The sequence below is a fragment of the Roseomonas sp. SRI_022 genome, assembly GCF_057586215.1.
In genome coordinates this window covers 34,220-51,251 of the sequence record NZ_JBYCZL010000014.1, presented here as the reverse complement: position 1 = coordinate 51,251, position 17,032 = coordinate 34,220, and the positions used below count along the sequence as shown (strand labels likewise).

The window sequence follows — 17,032 nt, the reverse complement described above, 5'->3', positions numbered from 1 at the left end:
TTCATCAGCCCCTCAGCCGTGGGTTCAGCAACAGCGCCGCGACGTCGGCGCAGAGATTGCCGATGCCATAGGCCGCGGCGACCACCAGCACGCCCGCCTGGATCGTGGGGATGTCGCGGTAGCTGACCGCATTGGTCATCATCTGACCGATGCCGGCGTAGGAGAACAGCGTCTCAACCACGACCAGCCCGCCGATCACATAGCCGAAATACATGCCAATCTCGGTGACGGTGGGCGGCAACACGTTGGGCAGCGCGTGCTTCATCACCACCTTCCACCGCGGCAACCCCTTCAGCGTCGCGGTGCGGACATAGGGACTGGCGAGCGCCTGTATCATCCCCGCTCGCGTCACCTGGCTGATGATGGCCAGCATGCCGATCACTAGCACGCCAATCGGCAGGACCAGGGCCGAGGGCCGCGAGAGTGGATTCTCATTCGGATCCATCAGGGAGGAGCCGGGCAGCAGCGGCAACCAGATGGAGAAGACAAGGATTGCCAGGAGCCCAATGACATACTCCGGGAGCGCATGCGTCCCGACGGCGAAGCCGCTGATGACGCGATCCATCACACCGCCCGGCTTTAGTGCGGCGAGTACGCCGAGCAGGATCGACAGCGGCGCCGCAATCGCGAGCGTGATACCGCCCAGGATCGCGGAGTTTCCGAGCCGTCCCAACAGCATCGGCGCGATCGCCTGGCCGTGCTGGAGGGACCGACCGAAATCGCCGTGCAGCAAGCCGATGATCCAGGCGATGTATCGGTCGCCGAGCGGCTGGCCAAGGCCCATCCGCTCGCGCACCGCCTCGACCATCTGCGGCGTCGCCATGTCGCCGAGCACGGCAGTCGCCACATCCCCGGGCAGGACGTTCACGATGCCGAAGGTCAGCAGCGACACCGCGAACAGCACCAACACCAGCAGCATGCAGCGCCGCAAGATGAAGGCGATGATCGTCATCGCCGGATCACGCGGCCAACCACATCCCGCGCATCTCGACTGTGCCGAAGCGCGGCGGCACGAAGCCCTGCACCTTGTCGGTCGAGATGCCGAGATAATTCCGGAAGTACGGGATCAGGCGATCGGAGCTCGCGCTGATCATGCGCAGCACGTCGCCGGTGACGGCCTTGCGTCGCTCGAGATCAATCTCCGCGATCATCGTGTCGAGCTTGTCGTCAAGGCCCGGCACCGACTCGATTTGCGCGTAGTTATAGAGTGATCTGCTATGATAAATGCGGTGCAGTGCATCGAACAGCGTCGCCGACCCCGACCAGTAGGAGGTATAGAGCGGCATCTTGCGCGAGACATTCGCGGCGTATTCAGTATAGGGCACGTCGCGCACGCGCAGCGTCACCCCGATCTGCGCTGCCGCCTGAGAGAAGGCGAGCACCATCTTCGGTGCCGGCTGGCGGTCGGAGCTGGTGAAGAAGTCCAGGCTGATTGGCGGTACACCCGATTCCTGGATGAGCTGCCTGGCCTTCGCGAGATCCTGCGAATTCTGCGGCATCGGTGGGATGTAGATGTTGCCTGGCGGCAGCGGCTGGTCGTTGCCCTGCACGCCCTGGCCGAACAGCACTGAGGTGACCGTCGCCGGGCGATCGAGAATATGGCGGAAAGCCTGGCGCACCTTCACATTGTCGAAGGGCGCCATGTTCCCCATGATGTTGATCGCGTGGTAGTCGCCTGTGACTTCCGAGTATGCCTTGAAGCCACGGGCACTGCGCATGGCGAGGAACATCTCGACCGGGATCTGTGTCAGCAGATCGACCTGGCCGCCGCGCAGCGCGGCCTGCATCGCCACCGCCTCCCGGATGAAGACCATGCGCACGCCATCGAGGTGCAGCACATCCGGGTTCCAGTAGTTCGGATTGCGCTCAACCGTCAGACTGCTGCCCGGCTGAAAATCCTTGAAGATGAAGGGCCCGGTGCCGTTCGGCGTGTTGCGCAGGTCGTCGATACCCTGCGCCGGGAGGATGCGCGCCTGGCGAAAGGCGAGTTGCACTGGGAATTCGCCAAATGGCACCCGCAACTTGAAGCGCACCTTGTGCGGACCTTCGGCCGTAATGGCCGTCACCGGACCGAAGGCGCCGGAGCCGACGCCGGATCGCGCCGGATCCATCGAGCGTTCTACCGTCGCGACGACATCGGCCGAGGTGAAGTCGCGACCGCTGTGGAACCTCACGCCCTCACGCAGCGTGAGCACCCATTCCGCGCCGCCAGTCTCCGGCACCCAGGTCAGTGCCAGCATAGGCACCGGCTGCGTATCCGCATCGAGCGAGACCAGATTGTCATAGACCATCTGGCTGTATTCCATGCCCGAGAAGGAGTTCGTCATCTGCGGGTCGAGCGTGTCGGGCGGGTCAGGGCGGCAGAAGCGCAGCGTGCCACCCTTGCGCGGCGTGCCTTGCGCGCGGGCCGGCCGCGCGATTGCCGCGCCGCCGGCCATCCCGAAGGCCGCGGCCGAGCCGAGCAGCGTTCTCCGCGTCATGCCCGGGATGATCAGGGTGTCGGTCTCGGTACGGTGCATCGCGGCATCTCCCAGGCTGAACGACAGTGGTAGCGTTCAGGCCGATCGTCACGGTGGCGACAGATCGCCTGACCTTCGTGACGGACGCTCTCTCCCGTATCGCGCCCGCAGCTTGGCGCGCATCGGGATACTAGATCCGGCAGGTGGCGCGGGCGCGAGTCGGAATCGCGTGCCGCGGCGTGAAAAAAGGGCGAGCCATCGGAAACTTGCCCAGGATCAAGGACGAAGTGGCCCCGTCGCGCATCAGCATGCCTCATTCGCGGGCGTGCACATCAAGCGGCATATCGGCTCGGCGCCGCGGCGAGGCCCAGCCTGCTGCGCAACGTGCCCTGAGCGGGCACCGCATCGCGTAGCCCCTGCCGGGACAGCGCGGACATCAACCCCACAGCGAGATTCGTGATCATGTCGGGTAAATCCGGCAGATGGACGACGAACCCATCGACCGCCCGTGCACTACGCCATTCCCCCATCAGCGCCGCCAGCATCGCGGGCGTCTCCGAAAGCCGCAGCGGACCCGGCTGAACTGTCGCACCCTCTGGCGCGATGCTGGCCAGGATACAGACCGCATCCGGCGTACGGCTGTGCGCGGCGAGCCCCCGCAGCAGCGCCGCGCAGGCCGCTCGCGCATCCGCTAGATGCCGTGGCATGATCTGCACGAGCTCCGCTGTCGTCGCAGCCAACTCGTCGCCGATTGCCGTGCCGGCCAGCACCATCATCGGCGGGCGCCCCTGCGGCGGACGTGCGGTATCGAGCGGGCCGCGCACGCGATAATGCGGCCCGTGGTGATTGAGCCAGTGGAACTTTGCGCGGTCGAAGTACATGCCGCTCGCCTTGTCGCGCATGAAGGCGTCGTCGTCCCAGGAATCCCACAACCCGGCGATCACCGTGGCGAGTTCCGCCGCGCGGGGTGCTGCGGCATGACTTTCCGGCAAAGCCAAATGTCCGAAACGTTCTGCTTCCGACGGAGGCGGCGCCGGCTGCAGCGACCAGCCGAAGCGCCCGCGGCTGATGTGGTCGATCGACCCCATCCGGCGCGCGAGGTTGTACGGATTGTGGAAGGGCGCGGAGCAGGACGGGATCAGGCCGATCCTCTCTGTGACCGCGGACAGCGCGGCCGCGATCGCGATCGGATCAAGGCCTGGGCGTTCCGGTAGGCAGAGGAAGTCGAAGCCCGCTGCTTCCGCCGCCTGTGCCGCTGCCAGCACCTGGTCGAGATCGGCGACCGCCCCCGAGGCGCTCAGCGCGACGCCAAGCGGCATCATCACGCCACCTCCGCCATTGGCACGCCCTGTCGCAGGCCCAGATGGTCGCTCAGCGTCGTGCCCTCATACTCCGTGCGGAACAGGCCGCGGCGCTGCAGTTCGGGGACTACGAGCTCGATGAAGTCCACGGCATCGACCGGTATGCAAGGCGGCTGGATGTTGAAGCCATCCGCGGCGCCAGTGGTGAACCATTCCTCCATAAGGTCGGCAACCATCGTCGGCGTGCCGACCATGCCGAGATGCCAGAAGCCGCCGGAGACCAGTTCGTAGAGTTGGCGGAGCGTCAGGCCATCGCGCCTTGCCTTGGCCAGTGCGCCGACTACGAAGTCGCTTTTGCGCCCTCCGGGCATCGGCAGGTCCGGTACCGGCCCGTCCAGGTCATAGCCCGTGTAATTCGGGAAGCTGTTAACGGCGAGCAGTCCCAGGCCGAGCCGCGGCTCGATCAGTGCCTGCATGCGGTCGAACTTGTCGCGCGCCTCCTGCACCGTGCGGCCGACGAAGGCCATGATCCCTGGCATCATCTTCAACTCGTCCGGGTCGCGCCCGTACTTCGCCAGTCGCCCCTTTACCGAGGCGTAGTACGCGCGCGCCTCCTCGATGTTGGGCTGGCCGCCATAGACGACATCGGCGCAGCGCGCTGCAAGTTCCTGTGCATTGTCAGATTCGCCTGCGGTGAAGAGCGGGATACGATGCGCACCGGGTGGCAAGTCGAACGAGCCGCGGACACGGAAATGCTTACCCTGATGATCGATGGGGCCGGACTCGAGCCCGCGCATCACCGCGACAAATTCGGCTGCGCGTTCGTGCCGTTCGTCGGACGGCGCGACCTTGTCGAGGCCGAAGTTCCGCGCCTCGTCGATGCTGAAGCCGGTGACCATGTTCCAGCCGGCGCGGCCATGGCTGATACGGTCCAGCGTTACCAACTGCCGCACCAAATTGAAGGGTTCATTGTAAGTCGCGGAGGCGGTGGGCACGAGGCCGATATGCTTCGTCACCATCGCGAGCGCGGTCAGCAGAGCGGTGGGTTCGTGCTTGACGAGCTGATGCTCCATCTCTCGCGCGATCTCTGGGCGGTCGAGGTCGCGCACCGCCGATGAATCCGCCAGGAAGATGCCGTCCAGCTTCGCGGCCTCGGCCAATCTCACGCAGTGGACGAAGTGTCGAAAGTCCACATTGCCGTCGGCCGGCACGTCGGGATGCCGCCAGGCGGCGTAGTGGTAGCCGAGATTTGCGATCGAGAGCCCGAGGCTCATCATGCGCTTGCGGGGCTTCATTCCGCGGCCTCCGCGACCGGGGTGGCATGGATGCTGGGCGGCCGCGGCAGGCCGAGATTCTCGCGCAGCGTGCGGCCTTCATACGCCGTGCGGAACAGGCCACGGCGCTGCAGCTCCGGGACAACGAGATCGACGAAGTCCTCGCCGCCGCCGGGCAGGTAGGGCGGCTGCACGTTGAAGCCATCCGCCGCGCCGGTGGTGAACCACTCCTCCATCATGTCCGCGATCGTCTTCGGCGTACCGATGATGCCGAGCGACCAGAAGCCGCACAGCGCGACATCGAACAACTGCCGCAGCGTCAGTTTCTCATCCCGTGCGCGGCGCATCAGGGCGAGGGTCAGTTCGGGCTCGCGCCCGCCGAGCTTCTCGGACCCCATGAACTCGCTGCGCATCGTCATATCGGGCAGCGGATCGTCCAGGCCATAGGCGCTGAGGTCGGGGAAGTGATTCACGATGAGCTGCCCGATGCCGACTTCCTTCGGCATCACGCTCTGCATCAGCGCGAACTTGTCCTCGGCTTCGGATTGCGTGCGCCCGACATAGCATTGGATGCCGGGCATCATCAGCAGGTCCTCGGGCTTGCGCCTGTACTTTGGCAACCGCCCCTTCACCGAGGTGTAGTAGGCGCGCGCGGCCTCGATGTTCGGCTGGCCGCCGTAGCACATGTCGGCCAGTTCGGCCGCAAGGTCCTGCGAATTGTCGGATGTGCCCGCGGTGATGATCGGCAGGAAGCCCTGCGGCGGGCGCGACATGTCGAGTGGCCCGCGCACCTTGAAGTGCCTGCCGTTATGATTCAGCAGATGCACCGAGCCCGGCCGGAAGAACTGCCCCGATTCCTTGTCGCGGACAAAGGCGTCGTCATCCCAGGAATCCCAAAGCCCGCGCATGACATGCAGGAATTCCCGCGCGCGGTCGTGCCGCGTGTCGGAATCGATCGGCTTGTCGAGCCCGAAATTGCGCGCCTCGTCCAGCCCGTGGCTGGTCACCATGTTCCAGCCGACGCGACCGCCCGACAGGTGGTCGATCGCCGCCATGCGCCGGGCGAAGTTGAAGGGATGCCAGTAGGTGGTGCTGGCGGTCGGCATCAGGCCGACATGCTTCGTCACGACGGCGACCGCTGCCATGGCGAGCGTCGGGTCGACCTTCACCTGCGCCTGTTCCCGGTCCCGCGCGATGCGCGTGTCGTCGACGCTGAGGATGGAGGACCAGTCGGCGAGAAAGACGAAGTCCATCTTCCCGCGCTCCGCGAGCTGCGCGGCCTTCACATGGTGCTGGATCGAGGTGGCGCTCAGCACATCCACATCCGGGTGGCACCAGGCGGAATAGTGGTAGCCTGCCGAGGCGATCGACAGGCCAAGCTTCATCTGCCTCATGCCTGAATCTCCTCCCGGTGCGCCGCGTAGCGGCTGACGGCGGGTGTCATGCCGAGCCGCTCACGCAGCGTCGTCTCCTCGTACTCCTTGCGGACCAATCCGCGCCGTTGGAGTTCAGGGACTACCAGATCGACAAATTCCGCGGCGCCGCCGGGCAGGTAGGGGCACTGGATGTTGAAGCCGTCCGCTGCGCCGGTGGTAAACCATTCCTCCATCGCGTCGGCGATGTCAGCGCCCGTGCCAACCTTGCCGTACTGCCAGAATCCTTCTGCGATCATCTCGTAGGTTTGGCGAATGGTGAGGTTCTCTTGCCGCACACGCTCCAGCAGCGCGTCGGAGAACATGTCGTAGCGCCCGCGCGACAGCTCGATCTCCGGCATCGGCCCGTCGAGATCGTGCCCACGCAGGTCGGGGAAGTTGTGCAGGCGGAGCATGCCCAGCCCGACCTCCGGCTGGATCAGCGATTGCAACCGGTCGAGCCTATCCCGCGCCTCCTGCCGCGTCCGGCCAAGGAAGGGCATGATGCCGGCGAGCACCTTTACCGCTTCGGGCGGACGGCTGTACTTCGACATCCGCCCCTTGATGTCGGCGTAGTAGGTGCGACCGACCTCGATCGTCGGCGCCGCGGAATACACGGCATCCGCATGCTCCGCGGTGAATTCGTTTGCCTGGTCGGAGTAGCCTGCAGTGATGATCGGCAGATGCCGCTGCGGCGGCGTCTGCACGTCGAGCGGCCCGCGCACCTTGAAATGCGCTCCCCGATGATTGAGGAAATGCATCTTCGCGCGGTCGAAATAGATGCCGGTGGTGCGGTCGCGCGGAAAGGCACCGTCATCCCAGCTATCGTAGAGTCCGTTGACAACATCGACAAACTCGCGCGCGCGCGCATGACGGATGTCGGAATCGATGACGGCATCATGGCCGTAGTTGCGAGCCTCATCCCGGCTGAAGCCGGTCACCAGGTTCCAGCCGATCCGCCCCCTCGCGATGTGGTCCAGCGAGGCGAAGCCGCGCGCCAGCATGAAGGGGTCATTGTAGGTTGTGGACGCCGTGGCAACGAGGCCGATCCGTTCCGTCACCATAGCCAGCGCCGCGAGCAGCGCCATGGGTTCCACGCGCAGGTGCTCATGCTCACGGTCGCGCGGGATGGAGGGGTCGTCGAGGTTACGGACGGCCGCTGAATCCGCCAGAAAGACGAAGTCCAGTTTCCCGCGTTCGGCGATGCGGGCGCATTCGGCGAAATGCTCGAAGTGCAGCATCCCGTCGGCCGGCACCTCCGGCAAACGCCAACAACCCTGGTGGTAGCCCAGGAAATGAATTGGGAGGCCCAGGATCATCCGACGTTGCATCGTGTGCTCCGCATCAGCCGGCCATGTTGCAGGGATGTTGCGATGCAGCGTCTTCCGGTTCAACCGGAAAATGTCGTATGCCGGGAAAAATTATCGAAAGGCGATATGTTTAGGCAAGTCGCGCAGCCCACGCGCCTTGTCTGCCGCTTGCACAGGCGCCGCAAAGGCTGCGATCACTACAGCGTCACTCACACATCCATCATCGGTGCCGATGCCAGCAAGCAAAGCCGTCCAGCAGCTCCGGGAGCGCCCCGCAAGTCACGACCCGATGCGGGTCCAGTCAGTGGACAAGGCCTTCCGCGTCCTGCGCGCCTTTGACGAGGCGCGGCCGTCGCTGAGCCTGACCCAGATCGCCGCCGCTGCAGAACTCGACATGAGCGCCGCCCAGCGCTTCACCCACACGCTGGTGACGCTCGGTTACCTACGCAAGGACCAGGTGACGAAGCGCTTCGAACTCACGGTGCGCACGCTCGATCTCGGCTTCCGCTACATCCGCACCAACACGCTGATCGCGCGCGCCCGGCCGTACCTGCTGCATATCAGCAATACGACGGAAGAGACGGTGAACCTGACCGTCCCCGACGATACTGAGGTTGTCTTCGTCTCTCGTATCGCTGCACGGCATGTGATCAATGCCGACATTGTCATCGGCGCGCGAACCCCGGCGTATTGTAGCGCGCCAGGTATTGCGATGCTGGCGCGGTTGCCGATCGACGATGCCATGGCCATCCTGCGTAGCTGCGATCGCCGACCAATTACGCCAAGCACGGTCTGGCGCCTGGAGGATCTGCGGGAAAAACTGCTGCTCACTGCTTCACGCGGCTACGCGACCGCCTTCGAAGAGTTGCACCACGGCGACCTTTCGGTTGCGGCCGCGATCGTGAATGCAGCGGGGTTGCCCATTGGCGCGATCAATGTCGCGACGTTGCGGTCACGTATGACGCCGAAGGCAGCCGAAGATACGTATATGTCGGTGGTCGTTGACGCAGCCCGGGCGCTTTCTCAGAGCGGATAGAGAAAGTGTGTCGTGGCCTTTGGGTAGTTCGCGAGGGCAGCAGGATGGCGTGGATGCTGGGCGCATCAATCATGCGCTGTGCGTCGCAGTACGCGAGCACACCGGCTACGCCGTGCCTGCACCTTCGCCTATCCCTCCGACCCCGAGCTATCGGTCGCCATCGCCGAGCACCGCCCGGTCGCCCCACGGCGTCTTACCTGCGCCGTCGGCGGACGCATGCGTCTAGAACGTATTTCGACCTGCCTGAATCTTTGGTCTTCCGCGACGCGGGAGGGGATCTGATTCAAGCTGACTGTCGGAGTGGAGGCCGACAGTCATGGCGAAGGCGCTGTCGGAGGGCGCCGCATCGCACAGGCGCTCGGCACCAGCCCGATGCCCGCCCGGACCGCGCTACGCCGGCTCGCTACCGAACAGGCCGGGGATGCCCTGCCATCGGGCACCGTCCTGGTCCCGCGCCTGACCCGCGCCGCCTTCCAGGAGTTGAGCGCCATCCGTGCCGAGCTCGAGCCGCTCGCGGTCCGCCTGGCCGCGACGCGGGTGGATGGGCGCACTCTCGATGGGCTGTCGGAGGTCGTGGCCGAACACGATGCCGCGCGCGCTGCCGGCTGGCCCGAGGCCTTCCTGCAGAAGGACCGCGAGTTCCTGTTCGGGCTTTATCGCAGGGCGGGCGCGCCGATGCTGCTCAGCATGATCGAGGCACTATGGCTTCGTCGTGGACCGCTGTTCTGGGATGCGCGCTGGATCCTGATGGGTCGACCGCCGGAGGCGGGTCACCGGCATGACCTGATGCTCGCCGCTTTGCGCCGGGGAGCGGGCGAGGATGCTGCGCTGAAACTGAAGACAGAGATCGAGCGGATGACAACCTTCCTACTCGAAGCCTTGCGGTTCGAGGGTGACGCGCCCACCGTGCCGCAGCCGATCCGAGCGAGACGCTGATCGGCGCGCTGGCACCCCTCCCGCAAGCTGCGTCAGGGCCGGGCGCCGCACCTTTGTATGACCGGGAAGCGCCTCCTCAGACGGTAACCTCCTGGGCAGTTTCGGAGGCCTTCCAAGGCATGAGCTTCTGTTCTGCCAGCTTCACCAAGCCATTCAGCGTGAAGGCGAGCAGCATGATGGCGATCAGCGCTGCGAAAACCCCGGCGGTGTCGAATTGTCCGGAGGCACTCGCCAGCACGAAGCCGAGCCCGCGATTGGCGGCGATCAACTCGTCCACGATCGCGCCGATCAGCGCGTAGGGTACCGAGATGCGCAGTCCGGCAAAGACCCAGGTGATCGCCGAGGGCAGCACGATCTTGCCCAGCACATGGCGCTCGTTCGTCCCCATCAGCCGCACGATGGTCACGAACTCCCGGCTGACGCTCCGAACGCCCGTGAAGGTGTTCAGGAAGACGAGGAAGAAGACGACAGTCGAGGTCAGCACAATCTTCATCCACATGCCGATGCCGATCCACAGGACGAAGAGCGGTGCCAGCGTGACCTGCCCCTGCTTGGGGATCCACGGGCTATGAGAGACTTGGCCCGTGTGGTCCTGACCCCAACTCTGGTCCGGAGCCTAGGCAACTTCTCGGGCGTGTTGAGCCTGCTCGGCGAATGCCCGCGGGGTCAAGTTTCGCAGTGACCCGTGCGGCCGTTCCTCGTTGTAGTCGCGTCTGCCGGGACACGGCCCGGTAGACCTCGAAGCGCGGTGGGACGAAGACGAGTTCGGCGCATTTGCGCAAGGCTGTGACGGACGGCATCGCCGAGCGGACACCGAAGGCCCGCGCCTCATAGCTCGCGGCGGCCACCACGCCACGTGCGGCGCCATGGCCGACCGCCACCGGCCGGCCGCGTAGGGACGGATCGTCGCGCTGTTCCACCGACGCGTAGAAGGCGTCCATGTCGATGTGGATGATCTTGCGAGCCGGGCGCTCCATCCATGGCAGGCTAGCCCATCAAGAACGTATAGTGAACAACTCAGAGGCAATGAACCTCCTTTGTCCCTTCCGTTGTTGGCACTTGCGGCCTAGCTTCGTCCGACGGAGGAACGATCCCATGCACATCCGAACAGCCGCGCTGGCCGTGGCCGGCCTTTGCATGCTGTAGGCGCCATCGCGCGCTGAGGTCACGCGCTTCGAGGTGATCGGCGCGCCGGAGATCGTCTTCGACGGCCGAACTTTCGGGGAGGTCGGGCGCTACGAGCGTATCGCGGCACGCGCCACGATCGCTTTGGATCCAGCCGATCCACGCAACGCGCTGATTGCCGACATCGCTCTTGCGCCGCGCAATGCGCAGGGCCGCGTGGAGGCCGTCACCGAGGTCGTCGTACTGCGCCCCGCCCAGGCCTTCCGCGGCAACGGCACCTTGATGGTCGAGGCGCCGAACCGAGGCCGGGAGCTCGCAGGCCAGCTTTACAATGACGGCACCGCCAACGGGCTGATGAGCGGGCGCGATGCCGGCAACGGCTTCCTGCTCCGCCAGGGCCTGACCCTGGTCTGGGTCGGCTGGCAGGCTGACATCCCGCCGGGCGAAGGACGTGGCGCGGGGCTGCGGCTGGAGGCACCGGTGGTGCCGAATGTCACCGGCGTCTCGCGCGAGGAGTTCCTCTTCGACAACACCACCACCCCGGCCATCGTGCCGCTCACCTATCCCGCGGCGAGCGAGCAGGGCGCGACGCTTACCGTGCGCGGGCGCTTCGAGGATGCGCGGCAGACGCCGCCCGGACTGTCCTTCCGCTTTGTCGATCCGAAGCAGATTGAGATTTCGCGGCCGACCGGCTTCGATGCCGGTGCGCTGTACGAGTTCACCTACACGGCGCGCGACCCAACGGTGCAGGGCATGGCCTTCGCCGCCATGCGGGACGTCGGCGCCTTCCTGATGCGGGAGCGCGGCGCCGGCAACCCGCTGGCAGCGGATGGTCGGGTCGCGGTGGATCGTGCCACCCTGCATGGCGTTTCGCAGTCGAGCCGCTTCGTGCGCGACTACCTCTATTTCGGCTTCAATGAGGATGAGCGCGGCCGGCGTGTCTATGACGCGATGCTGCCGCACATCCCGGGCACGCGACGCACCTTCACCAATGCCCGGTTCGCGCAGCCGGGGCGCAACCCGACGCCGCATGGCGACAGGCTCTATCCGGCGGACCAGTTCCCCTTCACCTACGCTGTCACGGAAGATCACCTGACCGGACGGCGCGACGGGCTGCTGCTGCGCTGCCGCCTGTCCAACACCTGCCCGTTGGTGATGCAGACGGACAGCGAATACGAGTTCTGGGGCGCGCGCGCCTCGCTGCTCGTGACCGATACGCGCGGCAATCATATCGATCTGCCGCCTGAAGTGCGCGCCTATGCCATGACCGGGCATCCGCATTTCGCCCTGGCGACGGCGACGGCCTCGCGCATCGACCGCTGCGCGTTGCCGGTGAATCCGCTGCACGCGGGGGCGCCTGCGCGGGCATTGCTGGTCGCCATGGAAGCCTGGATGCGCGAGGGCGTCGAACCGCCAGCCACCCGTTACCCCATGCGCAGCCAGGGGACGCTGGTGCCGGCGGACGGTCTCTACGCTGGGATCGCGGCGCTCGGCTATCGGGGGGCGTATGGACCGGCGCAGCTTGTGGACAACAGCGTCATGCCGCCAGCAGTGCGCGGCGAGTACGCCGTACTACTTCCGCGCGTGGATGCGGATGGCAACGCGATTGGCGGTGTCCGCAGCGTGGCGGTCGAGGTGCCGCGAGCGACCTACACGGGTTGGAATCCGCGCAGCGAAGGCCTCGCGCCAGGGGCGCTGTGCTACAATACCGGCGCCGTAGTGCCATTTGCCGCCACGCGTATCGAACGTGATGCGGCACGCGACCCGCGGCCTTCCATCGAGGAGCGCTATGCAGCGCAGGACGGCTACGTTGCCGCCGTACGCTTGGCCGCGGAGCGCCTGGTCGCCGAACGGCTGATGCTGGCGGAAGACGTTGATGCGGTTGTTGCATCCGCGAGAGCCGATACGCTGGCGAGGCTGCGTCGGTAGGATTTGTACACGGCCGTGACGCGACGGTCGGCGTGCGCCTCGATGTTCAGGCAGTTCGCCGGTCATCGGAGCGCACGGCTTCTTCAAGATTCATGACTGCTCCGCGCCCGATGCGGCCTTTCAGATTATTCACATTGCAATTCGCAAGCGGCCGTTGATTCGCGAACCCAGATGGTTCCGGTCGATTGACGTTGTTGGCGGCTTCACGCTCCAATGCCGCTCACTGCCGTAACCCGATGTCTTTTCGCGGATAGCGCTGGAATGTGGCGTTGTGCCGCGCCACGCGCTGGAACACCTGGGGGATAGGCGGTATCGCTACTATGTTTCGCAAACGTTGATCGCCTCACCGCGGTCCTCGTCGTCGACGGGCCGCCGCGTTCCTGCGAGCGATCTCGAGCAATTGGTGATCGGCCGCATCCGACGGCTCCTTGCCGATGAGGTGGCCCTGTATGCAGTGCTGCAGTCCACCGTGCCGGACGCCGCGGGGCGCCGCCGGCTGTTGGATCGGGCATCCGACCTTGATCGGAACTGGGCCAAGCTGAGCATGACCGAGGTCCGGCAGATGCTGCTCGCAATGCTATCGCGCGTTAGCCTGCATGCCGATCGGATCGACCCGCATGTGCGGCCTAGCCGCCTACTCGATCTGTTGACGGCGAGATCCGACGCACAACCTCTCGAGAGCAGCCTGCGTAAGGCGGATGCATCGGAGTTGGTCCTCTCCGTGCAGGCATCGCTGCGGCGTGCCGGGAAGGGGATCGCGATGGTGATCGGCGCGGATCCGGCAGCGGCGCCCGTTGCCGATCCAGCGATGATGCGATTAATCCGGCGCGCCCGCTCGATGTGGGACAAAGTACAGCGTCGCGAGGTGGTAGGCCTCGGGGAACTTTCAGCGCTGGAGGGTGTCAGCGGCTCCTATGCTTCGCGCCTCATCAGGCTGGCGTTCCTCGCACCGGACATCCTGACTGCAATCATGAACGGTCGGCATCCGGCAGGACTCTCAGCGGCCAGCTTGCTGCACGAGTGCCGGCGCGGCCTGCCGCTCGACTGGCAGCACCAGCGCGATGCGCTCGGGTTCCGCTGATCCCGACGAACGCCCCAACGATACCAGGGATGCAGAGGCACGCGTCGGCGTCGATCCGACGCGGTCTCGCTTTCCCGTCCGGTGCCGCATCGAGAGCCCCCGGCAAAACTCGTACTGCCGAAAGGGGCAGGAGAGACACGGGCCGGCATGGCACGCCGAATCTGGGACCACATGCTTCTCTCGGGCAGGCTGCGAGAACGACATCGGCGCACAGCCGCGGTATTCTGGGCCTTACTGCGAGGGCCCATCCCGAAGGTAAAATCCTTCAATATCAACTACTTAGCGTGGTTGGGGCGCCAGGATTCGAACCTGGGAATGGCGGTACCAAAAACCGCTGCCTTACCGCTTGGCTACGCCCCACCAGGGCCTGGCATGGGATGCCGCCGGCAATGCCGGCCGGTCGATCGCCTTATGGTGGACCGGCGCGCACGGCGCAAGCGACGCCCCGGCCGGACTGCTCCACGATCCTCATGCCTTGGCCGCCCGATGGAGCCCTCCGCCCCATCGCCACCATCTGCCAGGCAGCGCGGCCGCCGCGCCGGCCGCCTCGGCCGGATTGGCGAACAGTCCGAAGCAGGTCGCACCCGAACCGCTCATGCGGGCCAGCAGGCAGCCGGGCGACGCACGCAGCGCCGCCAGCACCTCGGCAACCGCCGGGCACAGCGCGATCGCCGGCACTTCCAGGTCATTGCCCAGGCCGCCCAGGTCCCGCGCCATGGCAACCGCATCCACCCAGCCCTCGGGCAAGGCCGCGGCCGCGGAAAACCCGCCCCGCCGCGCCGCGAAGACCGCCGGCGTCGCCAACCCGACCCGTGGATTCGCCAGCACCAGCCCGCACTCCGGGATGCGTGGCGCCGGTGCCAGCACCTCGCCGATCCCCCCCATGCGGCAGGGCCGCGATGCCACGCAAGCCGGGACATCCGCCCCAAGGCCCAAGGCCAGGGCGGCCATCCGTGCCTCCCCCCAGCCCAGCCCCCACAGCGCGTTCAACGCGCGCAGCGCGGCGGCGGCATCCGCGCTGCCGCCCCCGATGCCCGACGCTACCGGCAGCCGCTTCGTCAGCGTCAGCGCCGCCCGCGCCGGCACGCCGGCCGCCTCGGCCAGCGCACGGGCCGCCCGCAACACCAGGTTGTCGGGCTCGGCCCGCAGCGCGGCGGCCTCCGGCCCGTCCAGCGCCAGCGTCAGGCCATCGGCGGCTGCGGCATGCACGGCATCCGCCGCGCCGGCGAAGACGACCAGGCTGTCCAGCAGGTGGTACCCGTCGGCGCGCCGGCCGGTGACGTGAAGGTGGAGGTTGACCTTCGCCGGGGCGGCCTCGTTCAGCGGCGGTTCTCCGCGACCGGGTTCGAGGGCAGGCCGCTGCTGATCTTGGCCTCGATCCTCGCGCCCTCGTCGCCTTCGGGGCCGAGTGCCAGCGCGCGGCGCCACTGGAACTGCGCCTCCCGCTGCCGCCCCGCCGACCAATAGGCATCGCCGAGATGGTCATTCACCACGCTGTTGCGCGGTTCCAACTCCACCGCGCGTTCCAGCCAGCGGATCGCGCCCTGCATGTCGCCCAGCTTGTACAGCGCCCAGCCCAGGCTGTCGGCGATGTTGCCATCCTGCGGGCGCAGCGCCACCGCGCGTTCCAGCATCCGCCGCGCCTCGCCCAGATGCTCGCCCCGTTCGACCCAAGTGTAGCCGAGGTAGTTCAGCACATAGGGCTGCTCGGGGCTGAGCTCGAGCGCGCGGCGCAGATCGGCCTCGGCCCCGGGCCAGTCGCCGGCACGCTCCAGCGCCACACCACGGCTGTAGAACAGCGGCCAATGCACCGCGGCCGGCGCCGGCACGCGGCGGATCGCCTCGGAATAGGCCGCAGCCGCCTCCGCCCAGCGCTGCCGGCCGCGCATCATGTCGCCGAGCCGGGCATGGGGCTGCGACGCGGCCGGGAAGGTGGAGGCGATGGCGCGCAGTTGCGCCGCCGCATCCTCCGTGCGGTCCATGCGATCCAGCACCGCTGCCCGCCGCAGCCCCACCAGCCCGCTCAGCAGGTCGTCGGATGGCACCTGGTCCAGCATGGCGAGTGCCGCGGCATATTGCTGCTCATCGACCAGCGCGTCGGACCCCATCAGCAGCGCCGGCGCGAAGCCCGGCCGCAACCGCAGCGCCAGGCGCGTCAGCGCCAGCGAGAACTCCGCCGCCCCCTGTCCGCGCAACGATCCGGCCAGGGCGAGATAGGCCTCCGCGAAGCCTTCCACCGGGGAAGCGACGGCGCGGTTCGCGAACAGGTCTCGCTGCGCCGTGGGCGAGGAGGACAGCACGAGGTCCTCCTGGTTGCGCGCATAGGCCTCGAGCAGCCGCTCGGCATCCGCTTCCTTGCCGCCGCGGGCGAGGATGCCGCCGGCGATCTGCACCAGTCGCAGCGTCATCGGCTGCGGGTCGCCAATGGCGATGCGCACGAACCGCTCAGCCTCGCGCGGGCGATTGGCCAGGTCGCAGATCAGTGCGGCATGCATCGCATACAGCGTCCGCAGCCGCCCGGATTCCGCCAGCGGCCGCAGCAGCGCGAGCGCCGCGTCGGTCTGCCCCTTCCCCTGCAGCGACCAGGCCAGGAGCATCGGCTGCAGCAACTGCGCCGCCCCCTGGCGGGGCAGGGCGCGAATGCGCTGCTCCGTCCGGTCCCAGCGGCCCGCCTGGGCGTCGGTGCCGGCGATCAGCAGGGCGGCCAGCGAATTCTCGGGCAGCCGCCGCGCCAGGCGCACCGCCTCGGGCCGGCCGTCCAGCAGCGTCGCGATGAAGGCGCGCTCGATCACTTCGGGCTGGTCGGGATCGGCGCGCAGGGCGGCGAGCAGGCTGTCCGCCGCGACCCGCGTGTCGGATTCGGATGTCGCGAACCGTCCGGCCAGATAGGCGCCGAAGGCATTGCTCGGGGACGGGACGTATCCTGTCGGTCCGGCCGCGCCGCCTTCCCCGGCTGCACAGGCGGACAGCAGCGCCGCCGCGAGGAAGAGTGGGCGGGACGAACGGACGGAAAACTTCATCGGGTCATCCTAGCGGCCCGCGTTGCGGCGCACCACGACGGATCGCGGGCCTGGCGGGGCATGACCCTACCACCCGCCTGCCCCGCGGCAAGGCAGGGCGGGGTGGTCTGGCCCCGGCGCGCCGCCCCGCGTAGTCTCCGGCCCCCAAT

13 protein-coding genes, 1 tRNA gene and 1 pseudogene are annotated in these 17,032 nt (G+C 67.0%); 4 read left to right on the top strand and 11 right to left on the bottom strand.

The genetic code is table 11. The annotated features are described in order from the left end of the window. Nucleotides 1-4: 4 nt before the first annotated feature. The 6 genes from AC2YHJ_RS15455 to AC2YHJ_RS15430 form a co-directional block, all read right to left on the bottom strand. Nucleotides 5-952, bottom strand: a complete 948-nt coding sequence (locus AC2YHJ_RS15455) for an ABC transporter permease (RefSeq protein WP_487396971.1) — start codon at nucleotides 950-952, stop codon at nucleotides 5-7. A 7-nt stretch (nucleotides 953-959) separates the two neighbouring features. Continuing rightward, a complete protein-coding gene (locus AC2YHJ_RS15450; RefSeq protein ID WP_487396970.1) occupies nucleotides 960-2,519 on the bottom strand; it encodes an ABC transporter substrate-binding protein in 1,560 nt (519 codons plus the stop codon). Between the two features lie 272 nt (nucleotides 2,520-2,791). Then, nucleotides 2,792-3,781, bottom strand: a complete 990-nt coding sequence (locus AC2YHJ_RS15445; protein ID WP_487396969.1) for an LLM class flavin-dependent oxidoreductase — start codon at nucleotides 3,779-3,781, stop codon at nucleotides 2,792-2,794. Continuing rightward, complete coding sequence (locus AC2YHJ_RS15440; RefSeq protein WP_487396968.1) at nucleotides 3,781-4,971, bottom strand: LLM class flavin-dependent oxidoreductase; 1,191 nt, start codon at nucleotides 4,969-4,971, stop codon at nucleotides 3,781-3,783. The genes AC2YHJ_RS15445 and AC2YHJ_RS15440 overlap by 1 nt, the downstream gene beginning before the upstream one ends. An 80-nt stretch (nucleotides 4,972-5,051) precedes the next feature. Further along, the gene (locus AC2YHJ_RS15435) at nucleotides 5,052-6,428 is read right to left on the bottom strand and encodes an LLM class flavin-dependent oxidoreductase (RefSeq protein ID WP_487396967.1); all 1,377 of its coding nucleotides are present in this window, start codon (nucleotides 6,426-6,428) and stop codon (nucleotides 5,052-5,054) included. Next, nucleotides 6,425-7,765 carry an LLM class flavin-dependent oxidoreductase gene (locus tag AC2YHJ_RS15430; RefSeq protein WP_487396966.1) on the bottom strand — a complete coding sequence of 447 codons (1,341 nt, stop codon included), beginning with the start codon at nucleotides 7,763-7,765 and terminating at the stop codon, nucleotides 6,425-6,427. Before AC2YHJ_RS15430 ends, AC2YHJ_RS15435 begins: the two co-directional genes overlap by 4 nt. Nucleotides 7,766-8,060: 295 nt before the next feature. Here AC2YHJ_RS15430 and AC2YHJ_RS15425 point away from each other — a divergent pair, with 295 nt between their 5' ends. Together AC2YHJ_RS15425 and AC2YHJ_RS15420 are read left to right on the top strand one after the other, a co-directional pair. Next, entirely contained in the window at nucleotides 8,061-8,792 is a 732-nt protein-coding gene (locus AC2YHJ_RS15425; protein ID WP_487396965.1) for an IclR family transcriptional regulator, read from the top strand. A gap of 372 nt (nucleotides 8,793-9,164) precedes the next feature. Then, nucleotides 9,165-9,728: a GntR family transcriptional regulator gene (locus AC2YHJ_RS15420; RefSeq protein WP_487396964.1), complete on the top strand. Its 564-nt coding sequence runs from the start codon at nucleotides 9,165-9,167 to the stop codon at nucleotides 9,726-9,728. Between the two features lie 76 nt (nucleotides 9,729-9,804). On the opposite strand, the gene AC2YHJ_RS15415 is transcribed toward AC2YHJ_RS15420, so the two are convergent. Both AC2YHJ_RS15415 and AC2YHJ_RS15410 read right to left on the bottom strand, forming a co-directional pair. Then, nucleotides 9,805-10,263, bottom strand: a complete 459-nt coding sequence (locus tag AC2YHJ_RS15415) for an ABC transporter permease (protein WP_487397062.1) — start codon at nucleotides 10,261-10,263, stop codon at nucleotides 9,805-9,807. 177 nt (nucleotides 10,264-10,440) lie between these two features. After that, nucleotides 10,441-10,705 (bottom strand): annotated as a pseudogene (locus AC2YHJ_RS15410) (Y-family DNA polymerase); the annotation flags it as partial. A gap of 202 nt (nucleotides 10,706-10,907) precedes the next feature. Here AC2YHJ_RS15410 and AC2YHJ_RS15405 point away from each other — a divergent pair. Together AC2YHJ_RS15405 and AC2YHJ_RS15400 are read left to right on the top strand one after the other, a co-directional pair. Then, nucleotides 10,908-12,782 (top strand): alpha/beta hydrolase domain-containing protein, encoded by a 1,875-nt coding sequence (locus tag AC2YHJ_RS15405; RefSeq protein ID WP_487396963.1) that lies wholly within the window; start codon nucleotides 10,908-10,910, stop codon nucleotides 12,780-12,782. Nucleotides 12,783-13,053: 271 nt separating this feature from the next. Then, nucleotides 13,054-13,863, top strand: a complete 810-nt coding sequence (locus tag AC2YHJ_RS15400) for a hypothetical protein (RefSeq protein ID WP_487396962.1) — start codon at nucleotides 13,054-13,056, stop codon at nucleotides 13,861-13,863. 285 nt (nucleotides 13,864-14,148) lie between these two features. On the opposite strand, the gene AC2YHJ_RS15395 is transcribed toward AC2YHJ_RS15400, so the two are convergent. The 3 genes from AC2YHJ_RS15395 to AC2YHJ_RS15385 form a co-directional block, all read right to left on the bottom strand. Further along, nucleotides 14,149-14,223 (bottom strand) — tRNA-Gln (locus AC2YHJ_RS15395). A gap of 108 nt (nucleotides 14,224-14,331) precedes the next feature. Next, nucleotides 14,332-15,186: a 4-(cytidine 5'-diphospho)-2-C-methyl-D-erythritol kinase gene (locus AC2YHJ_RS15390; RefSeq protein WP_487397061.1), complete on the bottom strand. Its 855-nt coding sequence runs from the start codon at nucleotides 15,184-15,186 to the stop codon at nucleotides 14,332-14,334. Further along, the gene (locus AC2YHJ_RS15385) at nucleotides 15,183-16,883 is read right to left on the bottom strand and encodes a tetratricopeptide repeat protein (protein ID WP_487396961.1); all 1,701 of its coding nucleotides are present in this window, start codon (nucleotides 16,881-16,883) and stop codon (nucleotides 15,183-15,185) included. Before AC2YHJ_RS15385 ends, AC2YHJ_RS15390 begins: the two co-directional genes overlap by 4 nt. Nucleotides 16,884-17,032 lie beyond the last annotated feature (149 nt).